We start from the raw sequence: 19,257 nt of genomic DNA, 5'->3' as shown, positions 1-19,257 counted from the left end.
ATATTTAGAGGTAACAAAAGGCCCCGGGCTTTTTAAATCCGGGGCCCTTTGTTATTAAAGCATCATTAATCCTGTTTGCTTTGCACCAAAAGGTGTTCGGCAATACATACGCGCTATTTTTGTTTGTGCCAGCGTTTTCTTGCGGTAGTTGTCGTAATAATCAACGGTCATCAAATCAACCTGGTATTTATAGGTTTTATCTTTGGCAGCGCCTGCATATAGTTTGCTGATAAATACCTGTGCAAAATCAGCCGACTTGTATTTTTCAAGCTCGGAGTTGGCTGCTCTTTTTCCGTTAATCCAGATGCCATAGGTGTGTACATCCGTAAAAACGCTCAATTGCTTCGCCGTTGGGAAGGCACGAGGTATTATAAGCCCGTTACCCATCATAAAACCTACCATTTGTTGAGCCTGCTGGTCTTTACTCATCTGTCCATATATTTCTTTAAGCCGGGCTTTATCCTCATCCGAAACTTTCATGATCTTTCCATCCGGCGAGATTTTGTTTTTGCCGTGGCTGCTTAATGCCGCCGAAAAATAAGGTTCATATTTATCAGCGATGGTTTTATACTCGGCCAATAACTCGGGCGATACACCATTTGCAGTATGCTTATAATTGAGCTCGGCAAAAATAAAGTCGCGGTGTACTTTGCCCGCCGGGCTATTTTCCGGCGATGGTTTTGGTTGAAGCTGGTCGGCTTTTCCTTTAGCCGCTGGCACTGCAAATTTTGGTTGCTGCGCTTCGGTTTTGGTGGTGAATAACAAAAATGCCGCAATGGCGAAAGGCATAACGGCCAGCCGGCTTAGCCAGGCGTTAAAGGTGGTGGTGGTTTTAGTCATCATGATCAATCGTTTTTTGGTGATAGCGTAGTTGAATTGGCTGGTTATACCTAAGCCGTTAAGGCCAGATAAACTGTGAATAAGCAGGTTTTGATAGTTGGCAGTATCGTAATGCGTATTTAATACCGCGGCATCGGCCAAAAATTCGTGGTTTAGTTTAATATAACGGCGGTATATTAAAATGAAGGGGTTAAACCAGCAAATGGCCTGTACAAACTCGGTAAATATAATATCAATGGAGTGTAACTGGCGGGCGTGTGCAAGTTCATGATGCAAAATGCCGTCGTCAATTTGTCCGTTTTGATAGTCGTCACGGTTTAAAAACATGTACTTTAAAAAGGTATGCGGCGTTTGTTTTTGGTCGATTAGCACCAGTTTTGCATTTTCATACGGGGCGCTATAGTTTTTATCTATAGTTTGTTTGATGCTATATAGATTTTTGATAAACCGCAATAAAAGCAAGCCGGTAATTAAAATATAAATGCAGGGCAACAAGTAAAACAGATAGTTGATATGTTCTGGATCCGCTATTGTAGCTGCCGGTGTTAATGTTGAGGGAGTTGCCGGTGCATCCAGTATTTCTGCCTTAAAATAAGGTTGTTCAACATCTGGCGCAGCACGTTGCTGTATGCTGATTAACGGTACCGTGAGCGAAAATACAATACCGAACAAAAGGTAAAACCTGTTGAAGGTATACATTGTTTTATTTTTAAGCAACACAACATAAGCAAGCAGCAACAAGGCGCTGCAAAGCGTAAAGTTTAGCAGGTAGGCTGTCATGGTTTTTTCTTGTTTAATTGTTGGTCTATAATTTTCTTTAAGTCTTGTAATTCGGCGTCAGTAAGGTGGGTTTCGGTTGTAAAAAACGAAGCAAACTGCATGGCCGAATTGCCAAAAAAGTTTTTGATTAGCCCGTTCACGTGGGTTGCAAAGTAATCGGACTTTTTGACCAGCGCATAATACTGCCTGGAATTACCCATCAGGTTATAGGCTACAAAGCCTTTATCCTGCATGCGTTTCAATAAAGTGGCAATAGTAGTTACTGCGGGTTTGGGTTCCGGGTAACTATCTATCAGGTCTTTCAGGAAAACTTCCTGGCCTGCCCAAATCAGTTCCATTAATTGCTCTTCGGTGTTGGTTAGTTTCATGTTCTACGATATTAGAATTTACTCTACAATTGTAGAGTAAATAAATCATAAATGCAAATACCCGCGATTATTTTTTTCGCGGGTATTTACTAAAGACCCGAAAAGATGATTAAAGCATCTTGGTTATATTAATTTACGCGCTCAAACCGCGCAGCCCAGCCACCGCCAGGTACCAGTTTTACAGATAGCTTGTCTTTCGCGGTAACATTAATAACGGTGCGTTTATAATCGCTAGCATCCTTATCGGCATTTACGCCATCCTCAAATACAATGGCCTTATAATTGCCATCGCCCAAAAATGCTAAATCGATATTTAAATCCCTTGCATCCCAGTTGCTCATGGCGCCGGTATACCAGGTGGTGCCTTTGCGGCGTGCAATAGCTACATATTCGCCCACCTTGCCATCAAGGGCAACGGTTTCGTTAAAGGTGGTAGGCACCGCAGCTATAAAATCGGTACTTTCCTGCTCTTTGGTATAAATGGTTGGGTTATCAGCCATCATTTGCAGCGGGGCTTCAAATATGGTATACATGGCCAGTTGGTGGCAGCGTGTTCCCTGGCTCATGGGGTTGCCGTTTACCGGGCGAAAGTTTGCTTTTGTGGCATTGCGCATAGCCCCTGGGGTATAATCCATCGGGCCGGATAGCATGCGGATGAACGGGATACTTACATCATAACCCGGGTGATTGGTTACACCCCATTTTACATTCTCCAGCCCTTTTACCCCCTCAAAATTCACAATATTAGGAAAAGTGCGCTGGATGCCGCCGGGTTTGTACATGCCGTGATAATCAACAATCAGGTGATGGTCGGCAGCCTTTTGGGCTATGTCATATAGCGATGATACCATCTTCTGGTCGTCGCGGTCAATAAAATCTATCTTGAAGCCTTTAACGCCCATTTTGGTGAATTTGTCAAAAGCTAAATCGGTTTGGCGGGTAAGGGCATACCAGCTGGTCCACAAAATGAGGCCCACGTTTTTTTGTTTAGCATAATCAAGCAGTTCCTGCAGGTTAATCTCGGGCGAGATCTGGGTGAGGTCTACAATGCTCGACCAGCCCTCATCCAGCACCACATATTCTATTTTATTGGCCGATGCAAAATCGATATAGTATTTATAGGTTGGGTTATTAATGCCGGCCTTAAAATCAACGTGGCTGATGTTCCAGTCGTTCCACCAATCCCAGGCTACTTTGCCCGGTTTTATCCAGGAAAGATCGGTTAGCCTTGATGGCTCTGCAAGCTTTTGCACCATGTCGCTATTGGCCAGCTGCTTGTCATCGGTGCTGATAATCACCACCCGCCACGGGAAGCTGTGGGCACCCGTAGTTTTGGCAATATAATCAGCCCGGCCGTTCACCACGTAGTTCATATTGGCATAGCCGCCGGTATGTTCCACTGTAGGATATTGGGCAAATGCCCCTTTCAGGTTTTTGCTTCCCGAGCCATCGCCGGTTAAGTACATGCCGGGGTAGTTGTTGAGGTCTGCCTCTAAAATGGCTGCTTTTTTCGGAGTGCCAACATCAACCAACACGGGCAAAAATGCCAGTGTATCTTTTTTTACGGCAGAGATGTTGATGTTATCATAAAGTGCCTCAAAAGAGGTTGTCCATTTATCCTTGTTCCTAAAATCATTCACAAAAGGCAGATAAGCTTTATCATCATCCTTAAAATTGAAGTTGGCTTCCTCGTCAACAACGGTAATTTCACCCTTTTTTTGCGTGGTGAAGCGGTAGGCCACCCCATCGTCATAGGCACGGAATACAACCGCGTAATCGCCTTTAAAATTGATGATTAGTTGGTTGTATTGGTCATGAACCTTGTCCTTTTTATAAATAGGCGTGTTAAACCAGGTATCAGCCGATGATGTTTTGGCCGATTTTACAACCGCGTTTTTGCCCAATACCTCGCCGCCGGCTAAAGTCATCGATATAGTTGAAGGGCTAATAACTTCGGTATCCTCATGTTTTACCTGCCAGCTGATAGCGGTGCCGGTGGTTATAGCTAAATCGATTTCGCCATTCGGCGATTTTATATGGTAGCTTTTTGCCGATTGGGCAAGGAGTGTGGTAGCAGGAAGGCATAGGCAAAGCAGGAGTAAAAGTTTAGCGTTCATCACAAAGGTGTTATGGTTAAAAATGGCGGTTTATGCAATCCGAAACTAAGTATAAATATACTTACGGCATAATGCATTCCCGACAAATTGTGATGAGAAAAAAACAGCAGGGTTAGCTGGGGTTAATGAGGCTACTCGTAGCCCTGGTCGTACTCTTTATTTTTGGTTTGGAGACATTGCGCTGCGTTTAATAGGTGGAAAGTATTAAGTTGGTGTTAACCATCTTGAAATTTAAAATACTTATAATCAAGTGTTTATTGGCTTATGCGGCTGAAATGTGTTAAGTTATGTTAACCCTCTTTACTTGCGTTTGCCCTGGCCGATCAATCCTAAAATTCGTGAGATTCGATTAAATTGTAATTCTGCCAGCAGATATTCGTGCTTGAGTTTTTATCGCTACGCAGGCCGTTAACAACGACACAGCATTGGCCCCCAAATTCGTTTTCTGAATTAAAAAACAAAAAATCCTTTCATTTCCCCCAAATTCTGATTACGTTTGAATTTTTTGTTGATGTAGCTTCTATTAATTTTTTATCAAAAGTTAATGCTACGAGTCGACAGTACAAAACCATGCCAGATTATTTATGCCATTGCAAAGCATGATTACCTTGGCTATGTAATTGAGCCACATATCGTTCAGCTTAACCCCAACGGCGAATTTTCATTAACCTACCAGCGCTTGTTTTCCAATACGGCAAAGGAGTTTATGCAATATATTGATGAGGTTGATATTAAGCTTATCAAGATTTTGGAGGAGATGGAGCAGGGCAATGTAATTAAGCGCTTTTACAAAAAGCCCATCCGCCCGTTTGAATTTTTTGCCAAGATATTTAACGAAACATTATTTGATACCATTCGCCCTAAGCTGGAGAAACGGATGGCAGAAGCGCTGAACCTGCTGATGCAAACCGGCAAAAAGGTTTACCAGATGAGTAAAGAGGGCTATCCCGGAGAACGAAAGCTGCAGATAGCAACTGAACCGGCCAGCGTGCTGTTCCATTTCAGGCGAAATGAGGAGGAGATACGATATTTCCCTACGATTAAATACCAGGGAATGCGCATCGAATTCATGTTTAAAAATGCCGAGATCATTTGTAACCACCCGGCCTGGATGCTCCTTGACGATACACTGTATTACTTTGATAAAGAGATAGAAGGTAAAAAACTGGTGCCCTTCCTGAATAAGCGTTTTATCGCCATCCCCAGGTCGTCAGAGCAATCTTACTTTGAAAAGTTTGTTGCGCCGCTGATTGAGAAGCACAATGTATATGCCGAAGGGTTTACGATAAACACCGAAAAATACGATGCGCAGCCAATTGTAAAACCTATTTATGTAGAGGGAGGCACATCGCAGCTGCAATTGTATTTTAAATATGCGGGCTATATTTTTCCTTACGGCGATGGACGTACGGTATCGGTAAGGATGGAGAAAAATGGCGACGATTACCTGTTCCATCGCATTAAGCGCTCGGCTACCTGGGAAAAGGGTAAAATGGCCCAGTTGGAACAATTGGGCCTTAAAACCGTATCCAGCTTGTTTCAAAACCTCGAGGTTGATAATAAGCATGATGAGGATGCCGATCATTCCTTCTCGGTATTTGAATGGCTTAATCAGCATCATAACCAGCTAATAGAGCAGGGTTTTGAAATAGAGCAACCTGACGGTCAAAAGCGGTACGTTTTTGGAAACAGTAAAATAGACCTTGAAGTATCTGAAAATAACGATTGGTTTGATATTAACGCCATTGTTTGGTTTGGGCCATACCGCATTCCGTTTATCCAGCTAAAGAATCATATCCTCAACCATAAAAAGGAATTTATTTTGCCGTCGGGCGAGATTGCTGTTATCCCCGAAAAATGGTTTTCGCAATATGGTAACCTGTTGCATTTTACCGAAGGAGGCAATGACTTGAGGCTGCGCCGCCACCATATAGGCCTGGTTAATGACCTGGCCGAAGGCGAGATGGCCAACGTTACCATGACCCGCAAGCTACAGAAGCTGACCAATTTTGAAGAATTGGAAGAAGTAAACATGCCTGTAAACTTCCAGGGTAACCTGCGACCATACCAACAGGCAGGTTATAACTGGTTTCACTTTTTAAAGCAATACCATTTTGGCGGCTGCCTTGCCGATGATATGGGCCTTGGTAAAACGATACAAACCCTGGCCCTATTGCAAAAACATAAAGAGTTTACCGAATCGGAAGGTAGCAAGAGCACATCGCTGGTTATTATGCCAACATCGTTGATCTACAACTGGCTTAACGAGGCAAAAAAATTCACGCCGCAATTAAGGCTGATGGTTCATACCGGCACATTAAGGTATCGGTCGGCAGATGTGTTTGCCAACTATGACGTGGTTATCACCACCTATGGCATCAGCCGGATAGATATTGAAATGTTTAAGGATTACTTTTTTGATTATGTGATACTTGATGAAAGCCAGAACATCAAAAATCCGTCGTCAAAGTCATTCCAGGCAGTTAAGCAACTTAAATCGCGCTTTAAACTGATATTAAGCGGTACCCCGGTTGAAAATTCGGTAAATGACTTATGGACGCAGATGTCATTTATTAACCCAGGCCTGTTAGGTAATCAGCAGTTTTTCCAAAATGAGTTTGTAACGCCTATAGAAAAGAAAAAGGATGAGGATAAGGCCCGCAAGCTGCAGGCGCTTATTAAACCTTTTGTGCTGCGCCGTACCAAAGAACAGGTGGCAACCGAGCTGCCACCGAAAACGGAAACCTTGCTTTATTGCGAGATGAGTGAGGAGCAGGGATCGGTATATGAAAAAATAAAATCAGAATACCGCAACGAATTGCTGAAAAGCCTGGAGGATGGCACCTTTGCCAAAACCCAGATACAGGTATTGCAGGGGCTGATTAAGCTGAGGCAGATAGCCAACCACCCCATCATGATTGATAAGGATTACGAGGGCGATAGCGGAAAATTTGAAAACGTAGTACACACCCTGGCCAGCGTGTTGGATGGCGGGCACAAGGTGTTGATATTCTCGCAGTTTGTAAAGCAGCTTGCCATTTATCGCGAACACCTGGAACGCGAAGGAATATCATATGTTTACCTTGATGGCGGTACTCAAAACCGCGGTGATGTGGTTAAACAATTCCAGGAGGATAAAAAGACAAGGGTTTTCCTGATCTCGATAAAGGCAGGCGGGGTAGGCCTTAACCTAACGGAGGCCGACTATGTGTTTATACTTGACCCCTGGTGGAACCCTGCTGTTGAACAACAGGCCATTGATCGTACCCACCGCATCGGGCAAACCAAAAATGTGTTCATCTATAAATTCATCACCAAGGATTCTGTTGAAGAGAAGATACTTGCCCTGCAGCAGCGCAAATTAAGCCTCAGCCGCGCTTTAATTACCACCGAGGAAAGTTTTATTAAATCGCTTACTGCGGATGATATAAAGGAGATATTGGGGTAGGAACCCCAGATGTGCAAGTGTGCAGATTTCAGATGTGCAGATGGAAGATTTTGGATATGTATATTTCAGATTATTTGATCTGGATAAAGCATAAAAAAATGGCCTCTCAATTGTTGAAAGGCCATTTTCTTTTTCATTCATCTGCACATCTGCATATTCACTACGGTTTTACACTTGTAAACTTCGATCCTAAGCTGATGTAATCAGTCATGATTTGGCCAACCTCGCGTTTTACAAAGTCAAGGTCTTCATCTTTAGGTCTTTTATCCCCTTTTTTAAGTGCGGGAAGGCCCAAGGCTACACGGCGCAGGTTGTTGCGTTCCAGTGCTTTTTGCTCATCAGCATCACGTTGTTTTTTCAGGTCGGCTTCATTTAAGGTTACACTGCCTTCGGTATTGTGTTTTTTAAAGTCGGCGATATCTTCAAGCATATACTTGTAGCTATCGCTTGTTGCCATGCGTTGCTCATGCATTTTTTTAAGCTGTGGCAATACTGCGGTAAAATCGCCTGCTTTGGTAAAATCGCTTTTCTCGATAACATCAAAAGGCATAGCCGATGGCTCGGTATCCTCGCCATATTTATCCAAAGGAATTAATGATGGAAACTGGATATCGGGCATAACACCTTTATGCTGGGTTGAATTGCCACTAATACGGTAAAATTTGGCTATAGTTAAATTTAACTGGCCATAAGTACTCTGGCTGCCGGTTGATACTTTCATCTTTTTTGTTCCGGCAACATTTCCAGCTAAATCTTTTATCTTATCACGTATTGGCGAACCCAGTATCCTATCGAGGTCAATGGCGTTTTGTACCGAGCCTTTACCATAGGTTTGTGTGCCCAAAATTAATCCGCGGCCGTAGTCCTGTATTGCGCCGGAGAAAATTTCTGACGCTGAAGCGCTAAAACGATCAACAAGTACTCCCAACGGACCTGAATAAGTAACCGATGGGTCTTCATCTTTCTCTACATCCACCTGGTCTTTAGTATCACGAACCTGTACTACCGGGCCCGATTTGATGAATAAGCCGGTAAGTTCAATAGCCTCCATTAATGAGCCACCTCCATTTTCGCGTAAGTCGATAACTACACCATCAACATTTTCCTGTTTCAGGCTATCGAGCAATAATTTAACATCGTGGGTAGTACTCTTATAGTTTGGATTACCTGCCTTGTAATCGTTATAATCGATGTAAAATGCGGGAATAGATATTACGCCTATTTTAACAGCTTTACCATTACTGTTATAATTGCGGATCTCTTTTTTTGCCGATTGATCTTTTAAAATGATTTTTTCGCGTACCATTTCTACTACTTTAGGCTTACTGCCGGCACCTGCGCCTGTCGGTAAAATCTCAAGCTTTACCGTAGTGCCTTTGGTGCCGCGAATCAGGGCGATAGCATTTTCAACCCTCCAACCAACTACGTTCTGAAATTCGCCTTCTTTGCCTTGTGCAACACCAACAATGCGATCGTCGATGGATATCTGCTTGCTTTTGTCGGCAGGGCCACCCGGTACTATTGATTTAATAGTTACGTATTCGTTTTCAACTAACAGTGAGGCACCGATACCTTCTAACTGGCGAGACATTTCGATATTGAAATTAGCTGCGTTTGAAGGGTTAAAATAGTTAGTATGCGGATCGATAGCCTCGGTAAAGGCATCCATGAAATATTGAAAAACGTCCTGGTTGGATAGCTTATTTGCTTGCGACAATAAGTTTTCGTAACGTTTTTTCAGTACTTCTTTATTTTTTGCCATATCCGGGCTGGCTATTTTCAGGTTCAGCAAGTCGTATTTAACGCGCTGCCCCCACATGTCATCCATTTCGGTTTGATTGGCAGGCCATGGCAGTTTATCACGATCATACACAAACGATTCTTTTTTATCAAAATCAAAGCTTTTGTTTAATCTGGCTAACGAGTAGTTTACATGCTCGATGTACCTTTTCTGAAACACGTTGAAAATATAAAAAGCATCATTAAGGTTACCTGCTTTAATGTCATCATCAAGCACTGTTTTGTACTTTTCAAAGTCCTTAATATCCGAGGCTAAAAAGTAACTATGGTTTTCATCTAATGATTTGATATACCGATCGTATACAATTGCTGATATTGAATCGTTTAGTTCAACTTTTTTATAGTTGTAATTGGTAATCAGTTCGGCAATTTTTTTGCAGACAACACTCTGTTGCTCATCTGGATCCAGGTCTGATGCTGCAACTTTAATTGGTTTTGATGGCGATGCCTTACATGCAAGTGCAGCAGCCAGTAATACTAATAAATATACTTTCTTAAACATATTTTTTACTGTAGTTAAATCGGGAGTGGTGTAAAACATCAATACTTGTGCCTAATAATAAATTATTGCTAATGTAAAAAAAAGAGACAGTCAAAATGCTGTCTCCTAATAACAATAACAATTATACGATAATGTTTTACTTGTAGTATACACGCAATAGCATTTTACGCTATTGTTACATAAAAAAATTATTTAATTACCTTTTTAGGTTCCTGATCAGCGGTTTCCGCATAGCGAATCTCTGCCCTTGGGTTATCTTTATTATCTTGCAGGTAGCGCATCTGTTTATTAATGTTGGTAACATCGGCTGTAAACCCATGGCTATTGGCCATATCGCGGGCCTCGCTCAAATCCTGCATGGCCTGGGTAAAATCGCCATAGCCTGCTTTGCAGGTTGCCAGCCCCATTAGGCTGGTAATGGTATGTTTGTCGTCGTTTTGCTGGCGCGATATCTGCAGACTTTGCAGCCAATACCATTTAGCTTCGGACAGGCGATTTTGCTTCAGGTACATTTGCGCCAGATCGCTAAAATTGTAGCTTGCAGCATTGTAAACCCTGAACCTCATGTTATGCTGGGCCGTTTTCATTACCGCCATTTCATGCAGATAAAGGGAATAAGATGCAAGCTCCAGGCTAACAGCCGTAATTTTATGTTTAGCTAACTGGGCTGCGGGCAACCTGCCAATGGAGTGATCTTTTACATCAGCAATCAGCGGAAAGCGTTCGTGTTTTTTAAATACATTACCAATGCTTTTAGCCGGTTTTACCCACCATTGTGCCGATGCGGATATACTTACAGAGCATAAGATAATTAGTAAAAGATATCTCATTGAGCCTTTTGTCTGAGTTTAATAAATTAATCAGTAAACAAATATAATTATAAAGTCCAGTTAATCAATACCCTAAAATGTAGAAATACCAGCCTTGTTTGTTTGATAAGAGGATTTAACGGAGCGCGGAGCTATAATGTTATGTCCAATTAATAATGCTTCTGCTAATCGGTTGATAATAAGGCAGAATAAAATTTTCTTTGCGAATTAAAATTTTAATTAAAAATACAGACAGAGCGGCTACGATCTTACTGAGATTTTATAGCATCTTAATAAACACACCCAAAACCCCGTTAATTGATTAGTAATTTGTACCCCCGGCCATGTACATTGATGATCTCGACATTGGGGTCATCTTTTAAATACTTACGGATTTTGCTTAAAAATACATCCATGCTGCGGCCGTTAAAGTAATTGTCATCGTGCCAAATATTCAGCAGTGCTTCTTCGCGGGTAAGTACTTCGTTTTTGCGCATACATAGCAGGCGTAAAAGTTCGGCCTCTTTGGTAGATAGCTTTTGAAGAGCCTCGCCTATGGTGATGATTTGCGAGGTATAATCAAAGGTATAGCGGCCAATTTTAAAGCTGGTTTGCTTTTCCTCTTCGGTTTTTTCGGTGCCACTGGATCGTTTTAGCAAGGCGTTTATGCGCAGCAGCAACTCTTCTATCCGGAAGGGCTTGGTAATGTAATCATCACCGCCGAGGTTAAAGGCTTGTGTTTTATCTTCGATCATGCCCTTGGCGGTGGCAAAAATGATGGGCACGTTGGGATTTATTTTCCTGATGTCTTTGCCCAGGGTAAAGCCGTCTTTTTTGGGCATCATTACATCCAGTATCAGCAAGTCAAATACATGTTTGGTAAAGGTACGCAGTCCTTCTTCGCCATCTTTACATAAAATAACATCAAATTTCCCTTTCAGCTGCAGATAATCCTGTAGCAGTAAACCCAAATTGGCATCATCCTCAACCAGTAGTATTTTCTTCATGTTATGTTTAGTTCGGAAGTCGGAAAGTCCGATAAGTCCGAAAGTTTTTTTGTTTTTTAGTCCGGAAGTCGGAAAAGTCCGAAAGTCCGGAAGATTTTATTTTTAAGTTTAGATGTCAGCAAGTCCGACGGTTTTTTTATTTAAATAGTTAGCATCGTTCACAACACAACATCTTCCGGACTTTCGGACTTTCCGGACTCCCCGACTAACTACGCCACCGCGAATTTCAGTTCAAACTCCGATCCTTTTTCTTTTTCAGATTTTACGCTGATACTGCCGTTCAATCGTTTTACAATTGTATTTACATAGCTTAGTCCCAATCCAAAACCTTTAACATCGTGCAGGTTACCGGTAGGGATACGGTAAAACTGTTCAAATATTTTTGTTTGTTGATCGCGGCTCATGCCTATGCCTTTATCGGCCACCTTAATAACCACCTGCCCGTTTTTGTTAAAAGTGCTGATCGTTATCTCGGGGTTTTCATTACTATACTTTATTGCGTTATCGATAAGGTTATACAACACATTTGAAAAATGAAGCTCGTCGGCCACAATTACCGCGTTTTCCGCGTCCAGTTCAAGAGTGGTTTTAGCATTGCATTTATGCAGCTTAAGCGCCATGCTATCTAAAACAACCGTTATCATGTCGTTTACATCAAGCGGTTTTTTATCAAGCTTAAAGTCATTTTTTTCAATGCGGGCAATATTTAATACCCGCTCTATATGGCTACCTAAACGTTCGTTTTCTTCAAAAATTATATTGGCCAGCCGCGCTACCCTGTTTTGGTCGTTAGTAATTTCCCTGTCCTTTAAAGCCTCGCTTGCTATCATGATAGTTGACACCGGGGTTTTAAACTCGTGGGTCATGTTGTTGATGAAGTCTATTTTCATTTCCGATACCTTTTTTTGCTTCAGTATAGAGAAAATGGTATATCCAAAACAAAATATCAAAACGATAAGCAAACCGCCGGTAGTACCCATGGTGGCAGTCATCTTACTTAAGATGAGTGAGTTTTTTTGCGGAAAAGATAGTTTGATCTTCCCCGGATCGTTGATCACATCGCGGCTAAAAATAGCAGTTTGATAGGTATTGGCCGGGATAAATACCGGCTTGTTACCCTCCAGGTCACTGGCGTTCGAAAATATGAGTGAATCACTGTTGGCTGTACTTACTTCGTAGCTAAATGGCAACGATATTCCCTTGTTATGCAGTTCAAAACGCAAAAGTGTATCTATCCAAAGCAGGTTTAATCGTTTAGTGAGCGGCTGGTCCGATCTGCTGTATTCTTCGGCCAGGTTGGCTATAACATTTGCCTTGCCAGGGTTTGTGTTTACGCTTACGTTTTGGATCGAATCGGTTTCAAGCATTCTTTTGATCTGTGCAACCTGCCTTTCCTTTTGCTTGCGCACTTGTTCGCGCTGCCAAAGGGGGTTAATGCGCGGTATCAGAATTAATTGCTTGCCAAACTGCGGGTCGGGGTATTCGTAACGTAGCGTATCATATTTGCGCAGTTTATGAGGTGTTTTTACAGTGTGGGTAATGTGTGTACCAATTACCTGTTGTTTGTAGCTGGCATGCACAATACCCGCATCGTCGGTATATTGTGCCATGGTAACTTTAATATCCACGGTGCCCTCCTGCTGTAGTAAATCGCTTAGTTCATCATCAAGTTTTTGATGTTTGATCATACGTTCCAGGCTATCACGCAGCAGGGCAACTTTTTTTTGCCTCAGGGTTTGCCGCTTGCCTGTTTTAGGAATAAAGGGTTTATTATCGGTGCTTTTTACCACTTTTATTCCCGCATCATCTATTTCGGCCGCTCTAACCTGGGCTTTTGAATTTAAAAAGTTGTTGGCATCCTGTTTGGTTACTTTTGATACCACGTTGTTAAGTGCCTCGTTAACAGAACGGTCAAAAAGTTCGGATTGCATTTGGTACGATTGTCTTAAAAAATACAATTGCATACCCATTACACCCAAAAGTGCAAGCCCCATTAAGCCAATAATCAAACCGATACTACGTTTCTTCATTTGTTAACAAACAAAAATATTTTAAATAACCCAACAAAGGGGCTATTTAACAAAATTTAACAATTGTCAATTAATAATAACGCTTTGAAATATAACCTATTGCCGGCGTTTAAACGAGGGAAGGGAATCAATAAAAAAAGGGCTCATTTGAGCCCTTTTTTTATATTTAACGCAAATGATATACCAATTAAAATGGCAAATCGTCGTCATCGCTTGATGAGCTGATGTCTGCGGCCGGTGCTGCATATTCTGGCGCAGATGCGGCGCCTGCACCTGCAAGAACGTTAATTTTCCATAGCTGTAACGAGTTGAAATAGCTTTTTTTGCCTGTTTTATCAGTCCATGGACGGCCACGCAGGTTAAAGAAAACTTCAACGTCATCGCCTATCTTTACATTATCAATCAAAGCACAGCGATCTTGTATAGCTTCGAACTTCAAATATTCAGGATATTGAGGGTTTTCAATATATTCTAATATCAATTCGCGCTTCTTTAGTGAGTCGGTTACCTGTTGTGTTGGCGACACTTCATGTACTTTACCTTTAACTTCCATAATCTTCAAATAATTTAAAATGTAAAGTTAATAGATAAGAAATTAAAATAGGGCGTTTTTAATGCTTAATTTCGCAAAATATCATGCAAGTTTTCCACAACGAAAGTAAAATAATAATTACCTGCAATAAAAGATTGTCAGGCTATCTTCAACAGGAGGTAGAGGCTTTGGGCTACACACCGGTCCGCGTTTTTCAAACCGGGGTGGAGCTTAAGGGCACAGTTACAGATACCATAGCGTTAAACCTAAACCTGCGCTGCGCAAGCCAGGTGCTTTATTTGATAAAGAGTTTTAAGGCCGCCGACCCGAAAGAGTTGTACGACGAGTTAGTTACCATTGAATGGGAGAAACTGATAGACTTTAGCGGGTACTTTTCTGTAACCTCGAACGTTAACAACGAGCATATACTTACGCCCTTGTTTGCCAATGTAAAGGTGAAAGATGCCATTGTTGACAGGATTAAGGAGGTTAAAGGCATTCGCCCTAACTCAGGCGCCGACGCAAATAAAACCCTGGTGCACTTGTACTGGCAGGATGATGAGGCCGATATATTTATGGATACTTCGGGCGAGACATTGGCCAAACATAGCTATCGCAAAATACCCGGTAAGGCACCCATGCTGGAAGCTTTGGCCACATCAACCATTATGGCTACCAACTGGGACAGGAAGAGTACATTTATTAACCCGATGTGCGGATCGGGTACTTTGGCTATTGAGGCAGCTCTGTTGGCTACCGATAAGCATCCCGGGTTATTCAGGATGAATTATGGTTTTATGCACATCATGGGGTACGATGAAAATGTATTTTTTGTAGAGCGCCGTAAGTTGAAAGATAAAGCTAAGAAAGAAACAGGCTTTAAAATCATCGCAACAGATATATCTGAAGACGCTATCGATATTGCCCAGAAAAATGCTAAAACCGCAGGAGTAGAACATTTAATTGATTTTGCTGTTTGTGACTTTGAAGATACCGAAGTACCCGAACAACCGGGTGTGGTAATGTTTAACCCGGAATATGGTGAGCGCTTAGGTGTACACAGCAAACTGGAGATTACCTATAAAAGAATGGGCGACTTTTTGAAAAAGAAATGCCTTGGATACAGGGGATATGTTTTTACGGGAAACCCCGACCTTGCAAAAAAGATTGGCTTACGCCCATCGCGCAGAATAGAGTTTTATAATGGCAAGCTGGATTGCCGTTTATTTGAGTATGAGTTATATGACGGCAGCAAGCGCGACCCAAGTGAACGCCCGCAGCCCAAGTAAGCAGTTAACATAAGAATACATTAATGAGAAAGACCATATTATTAGCCGTAGTAGTTTTATCATCAGTTTGCGCCATGGCGCAAACACAACTTGCTTTCCCTTTCCAGGGAGGCGCCCCGGTAATGAGTTCCTTTTTTAAAGATAGTGTTGTTGTATCGCCCGAGATAATTAAGAAAAGGGCCGCAGGAACAGCAGTTTTTAAATTTACTGCTGATACAAAGGGAACCATAACACGAATAGTGATTTATTATGCTGATGATTATGTTTTAACAGCGCCTATTATTGAAGCGTTAAAAAAATCAAACCATAAATGGATTATCCCCGATCATGAAAAGGTTCATGATTTTGTGCTGCCTTTCTCTGTTGGCTTCATTCCGCCGGCTGTACCGGGTAAGAGTTTAGAGAAGCACATGTTTGATTTTTATGCTCAGCGTAAGCCGATAATTACAGACAATCAAATTCCGCTTGATAACGCTACCTTATTGCCAACGGTGGTTATTAGCTATCAGTTGGGGCAGTAAAAATCAAAAGCTATCCAAATAACTCGCTGCTTAAATACCTGTCGCCACGGTCGCAGCAAATAAATACGATTACGCCTTCTTTTAATTCGGAGGCTAATTTTATAGCTGCAGATAATGCGCCGCCACTGCTCATGCCCGCAAATACGCCTTCAACTTTGGCCAGTTCGCGTGCCCTTTGGGTAGCTTCTTCTTCTGAAATATCCATCACCCTATCTACCCTTGATGCATCAAATATTTTAGGCAAATAGGCCGCAGGCCACCTGCGGATGCCGGGGATGGATGAACCTTCGGTAGGTTGGCAGCCCACTATCTGGATATCATTATTTTGCTGCTTAAGGTACATGGAGCAACCCATTATAGTGCCGGTTGTGCCCATGGCGCTTACAAAATGGGTTATTTTGCCTTCCGTATCGCGCCAGATTTCGGGGCCGGTGGTTTTAATATGTGCGCCAAAATTATCCGGGTTGGCAAACTGGTTTACCAGGTAAAACTCACCGGTGGCGGCCTTTTCTTCGGCATAATCGCGACAAAGTTCAATGCCTTCTAATAAAGTTACTTTGGCCCCGAAAGCTTCCATGGTAAGGGTACGTTCGCGGGTGGAGTTTGAGGGCATTACCAATTCAATTTCCAAATCAAACAACCGCGCAATCATAGCCAGTGCTATACCTGTATTGCCGCTGGTTGCCTCAATTAGTTTAGTGCCGGGTTTAATATCGCCCCGCTCAATGGCACTACGGATCATGTTGAGCGATGCGCGGTCTTTAACGCTTCCGCCGGGATTGTTACCTTCCAGCTTGGCAAATATCTGTACGTTGGGGTTTGGGTTTAGCTTTTTAATTTCAACCATAGGCGTATTGCCTATTAAATCAATGAGTGTAGCCATTGTTGTTTTGTTTTGGATAGATGTAAAACAGGGTTGCTCCTGGTTACCAAAAACAAAATTAGCAGTAATATTTAAATAGGGGCCAAAAACAGCAGTGCAAAAACACCTGAATTGACTTTAAAACTACTTTATTATTTATCAAGTACCTTTTGAATGTTTGTTTGCAGATCGGTAAGGCGCTGCTGATCGATATTGTCGTTCACAATAACAATATACCCAAGGTTTTTACCCGGATAAAAAAGGCACATGGTATTAAAGCCGATACCGGTATGCCCGTCATGATAAATAATAGGGGCGCCCTTATAATCAACATCCATCATCCACCCTAAACCAACGCCGGTATTATCGGGGTTTTTCCAGGTGAGCTGGTGGCTTAGTTTTATTGCAGGGTCTTGTTCTGCCAAATTGGCTTTGATATATTTAAGCATATCGTTTATAGTCGAGTTCATGCTTGGGCCGTTGTAATAATCGGTTAAATTTAAAAATGGCTGGGGCTGATTGTTGCTGTTATACCCTTGGGCCAACCTATCAGAATGTATGTCAATTTGCGTTTTGGTATCGGCCATATTTAAATGAGTTTTTAAATAATGTGTTACCAATTGCTCATACGGCTCATGATAAATACGTTCCAGCAATAATATCAAAACCATCATACCATTACCATTGTACCTGAATTTTGTGCCTGGAATGGTATCCGGATTTAAGCTGTGCAGATCTTTCAGCAGGCTATCGGCCCTATATACATCATAAAAGTGAAGTTGTTCTGGCAAGGTCAGTTTTCTTAAACTGTCTTTTATCGCTTTAGGAAACGGGTGCGCTTGCCCAGGTAAGCCAGATGTATGGTTGGCCAAATTAACGAGCCTGATAGGCTGGCCATTATACTGAAGGTTTGGGTAGATGCCGGGCAGGTATTTCCTGATATCATCATTAAGGCTGGCTTTTTTTTCAATAACAGCCTCGGCCAGCATGGTAGTCGCAAAAGTTTTGGCTACCGAGCCAAGGTTATAGAAATTATCGGCTGTGGGGAGTTTGCCCGTTCCCTTTTTTACTTCACCATAATTGTATGTATGGGCTTTGCCGTCTTTATAAATTCCGATAGATATGCCAACGGTATTTGGCGTATCCATATAAATGCGCACGCCTTTATCAACTGCCGAATCGAGTTTGGTTTTGAGCTGATTATCACTCAATAAAGATTTTTTATTTTGGGCGGTTGCATTTAAGCCGACAAAACACAGGCAGACAATTGCGAACTGGCTAAGTGATTTCATTTTTGCAGATGGTATTTTTTGAAGGATATAACCGCAAAATCAAGAAAAAACGAACCTACTTAGCCATGTAAACTGGCAAGCAGGGAGAAAATTTCGGTAAAAGGGTAATAATTGCCGGTCAATTATTTTTGCTCGCCAAAAATACGCCGGGTTAATTTTTTCAGGATACGGATGCTTGGTGTATGATACACCCTTGAATTTGGCGGCAGGCTTTTGGTTAGCCACACATTGCCTCCAACAACGCTGTTGCTGCCTATCACAGTTTCGCCGCCTAATATAGTAGCGCCGGAGTATATAACCACATTGTCTTCTACCGTTGGATGGCGTTTGGTAAAAGCCATACTTTTATCAACGCTTAAAGCACCAAGGGTAACCCCCTGGTATAATTTAACGTGAGCGCCAATAGTGCAGCTTTCGCCAATTACAATGCCGGTGCCATGATCAATGTAAAAATAATCGCCTATAACCGCTGCCGGGTGGATATCGATACCGGTTTTAGAATGGGCATATTCGGTCAGGATCCTCGGAATCAAGGGAACATCACGGGTGTATAAGGCATGAGCCAATCTGTAAAGCGAGATAGCAAAAAAACCGGGATAGGTACGTATCACCTCAAATTCGCTGCGCGCAGCTGGGTCGCCGTTAAATATAGCCTGTATATCGGTATTTAAAACCTGGTAAAGCAGGGGCAGGGATTCAAAAAAACCGGCAGCACGTTTTTTGTTGTCACAATCGGCGCATGCACTTGTGGCCTCCATAATATGGTAAAGCTCGGCTTCCAGCAGCACAAATTCAGACTTCAGCTCGTCAACCGTCGAAAAGGTTTTTGCGGTTTGTTCCGGGTATAGCAAATGAATAACGCGCAGCGCCCACCTGGTAATTTCCCTGTTAGACGGCACATACTCAAGCTTTTGCTGCTTGATGAAAATTTGCCCATAAAATTCTTCACTCATGTTTTATAATACGTTGTTGAGGGGCAACAATCGTTTTGTACTGCAAGTTTAGGGAAAAGAATGTTGTTTATATGTAAAAATGGCTACTTAATTGATGGGTGTAATAA

At 42.2% G+C, this 19,257-nt stretch carries 14 protein-coding genes; 3 read left to right on the top strand and 11 right to left on the bottom strand.

The genetic code is table 11. The annotated features are described in order from the left end of the window. Nucleotides 1–54: 54 nt before the first annotated feature. From ACFGVS_RS22225 to ACFGVS_RS22215, 3 genes are all read right to left on the bottom strand, one after another. Entirely contained in the window at nucleotides 55–1,620 is a 1,566-nt protein-coding gene (locus ACFGVS_RS22225) for a M56 family metallopeptidase (protein WP_439695627.1), read from the bottom strand. After that, nucleotides 1,617–1,988: a BlaI/MecI/CopY family transcriptional regulator gene (locus ACFGVS_RS22220; RefSeq protein ID WP_439695626.1), complete on the bottom strand. Its 372-nt coding sequence runs from the start codon at nucleotides 1,986–1,988 to the stop codon at nucleotides 1,617–1,619. The genes ACFGVS_RS22225 and ACFGVS_RS22220 overlap by 4 nt, the downstream gene beginning before the upstream one ends. A 128-nt stretch (nucleotides 1,989–2,116) precedes the next feature. Further along, a complete protein-coding gene (locus ACFGVS_RS22215; RefSeq protein ID WP_439695625.1) occupies nucleotides 2,117–4,105 on the bottom strand; it encodes a glycoside hydrolase family 97 protein in 1,989 nt (662 codons plus the stop codon). Between the two features lie 544 nt (nucleotides 4,106–4,649). Here ACFGVS_RS22215 and ACFGVS_RS22210 point away from each other — a divergent pair. Continuing rightward, nucleotides 4,650–7,553, top strand: a complete 2,904-nt coding sequence (locus ACFGVS_RS22210; RefSeq protein ID WP_439695624.1) for a DEAD/DEAH box helicase — start codon at nucleotides 4,650–4,652, stop codon at nucleotides 7,551–7,553. 160 nt (nucleotides 7,554–7,713) lie between these two features. Here ACFGVS_RS22210 and ACFGVS_RS22205 read toward each other — a convergent pair whose 3' ends face one another. From ACFGVS_RS22205 to ACFGVS_RS22185, 5 genes are all read right to left on the bottom strand, one after another. Then, nucleotides 7,714–9,855, bottom strand: a complete 2,142-nt coding sequence (locus ACFGVS_RS22205) for a carboxy terminal-processing peptidase (protein WP_439695623.1) — start codon at nucleotides 9,853–9,855, stop codon at nucleotides 7,714–7,716. Between the two features lie 188 nt (nucleotides 9,856–10,043). Next, a complete protein-coding gene (locus ACFGVS_RS22200) occupies nucleotides 10,044–10,685 on the bottom strand; it encodes a tetratricopeptide repeat protein (RefSeq protein WP_439695622.1) in 642 nt (213 codons plus the stop codon). Nucleotides 10,686–10,978: 293 nt separating this feature from the next. Then, nucleotides 10,979–11,671 (bottom strand): response regulator transcription factor, encoded by a 693-nt coding sequence (locus ACFGVS_RS22195; protein ID WP_090638958.1) that lies wholly within the window; start codon nucleotides 11,669–11,671, stop codon nucleotides 10,979–10,981. 209 nt (nucleotides 11,672–11,880) lie between these two features. Further along, nucleotides 11,881–13,701, bottom strand: a complete 1,821-nt coding sequence (locus ACFGVS_RS22190; RefSeq protein ID WP_439695621.1) for a sensor histidine kinase — start codon at nucleotides 13,699–13,701, stop codon at nucleotides 11,881–11,883. A 187-nt stretch (nucleotides 13,702–13,888) separates the two neighbouring features. Next, nucleotides 13,889–14,254 (bottom strand): DUF3127 domain-containing protein, encoded by a 366-nt coding sequence (locus tag ACFGVS_RS22185; protein WP_090638972.1) that lies wholly within the window; start codon nucleotides 14,252–14,254, stop codon nucleotides 13,889–13,891. An 83-nt stretch (nucleotides 14,255–14,337) separates the two neighbouring features. Here ACFGVS_RS22185 and ACFGVS_RS22180 point away from each other — a divergent pair, with 83 nt between their 5' ends. Together ACFGVS_RS22180 and ACFGVS_RS22175 are read left to right on the top strand one after the other, a co-directional pair. Continuing rightward, nucleotides 14,338–15,522: a THUMP domain-containing class I SAM-dependent RNA methyltransferase gene (locus ACFGVS_RS22180; protein WP_439695620.1), complete on the top strand. Its 1,185-nt coding sequence runs from the start codon at nucleotides 14,338–14,340 to the stop codon at nucleotides 15,520–15,522. 23 nt (nucleotides 15,523–15,545) lie between these two features. Next, nucleotides 15,546–16,043: a hypothetical protein gene (locus ACFGVS_RS22175; RefSeq protein WP_143065340.1), complete on the top strand. Its 498-nt coding sequence runs from the start codon at nucleotides 15,546–15,548 to the stop codon at nucleotides 16,041–16,043. A gap of 10 nt (nucleotides 16,044–16,053) precedes the next feature. Here the strand turns inward: ACFGVS_RS22175 and cysM are convergent, their stop codons facing one another. The 3 genes from cysM to epsC form a co-directional block, all read right to left on the bottom strand. Further along, nucleotides 16,054–16,926 (bottom strand): cysteine synthase CysM, encoded by an 873-nt coding sequence (gene cysM, locus ACFGVS_RS22170; RefSeq protein ID WP_090638993.1) that lies wholly within the window; start codon nucleotides 16,924–16,926, stop codon nucleotides 16,054–16,056. A 131-nt stretch (nucleotides 16,927–17,057) separates the two neighbouring features. Continuing rightward, complete coding sequence (locus ACFGVS_RS22165) at nucleotides 17,058–18,116, bottom strand: serine hydrolase domain-containing protein (protein ID WP_439695619.1); 1,059 nt, start codon at nucleotides 18,114–18,116, stop codon at nucleotides 17,058–17,060. Between the two features lie 203 nt (nucleotides 18,117–18,319). Next, nucleotides 18,320–19,150: a serine O-acetyltransferase EpsC gene (epsC, locus tag ACFGVS_RS22160; RefSeq protein WP_439695618.1), complete on the bottom strand. Its 831-nt coding sequence runs from the start codon at nucleotides 19,148–19,150 to the stop codon at nucleotides 18,320–18,322. Nucleotides 19,151–19,257 lie beyond the last annotated feature (107 nt).

The organism is Mucilaginibacter sediminis (assembly GCF_051903035.1).
In the GTDB taxonomy this organism is placed as follows: domain Bacteria; phylum Bacteroidota; class Bacteroidia; order Sphingobacteriales; family Sphingobacteriaceae; genus Mucilaginibacter.
This window is presented reverse-complemented; position numbering and strand designations above follow the sequence as displayed.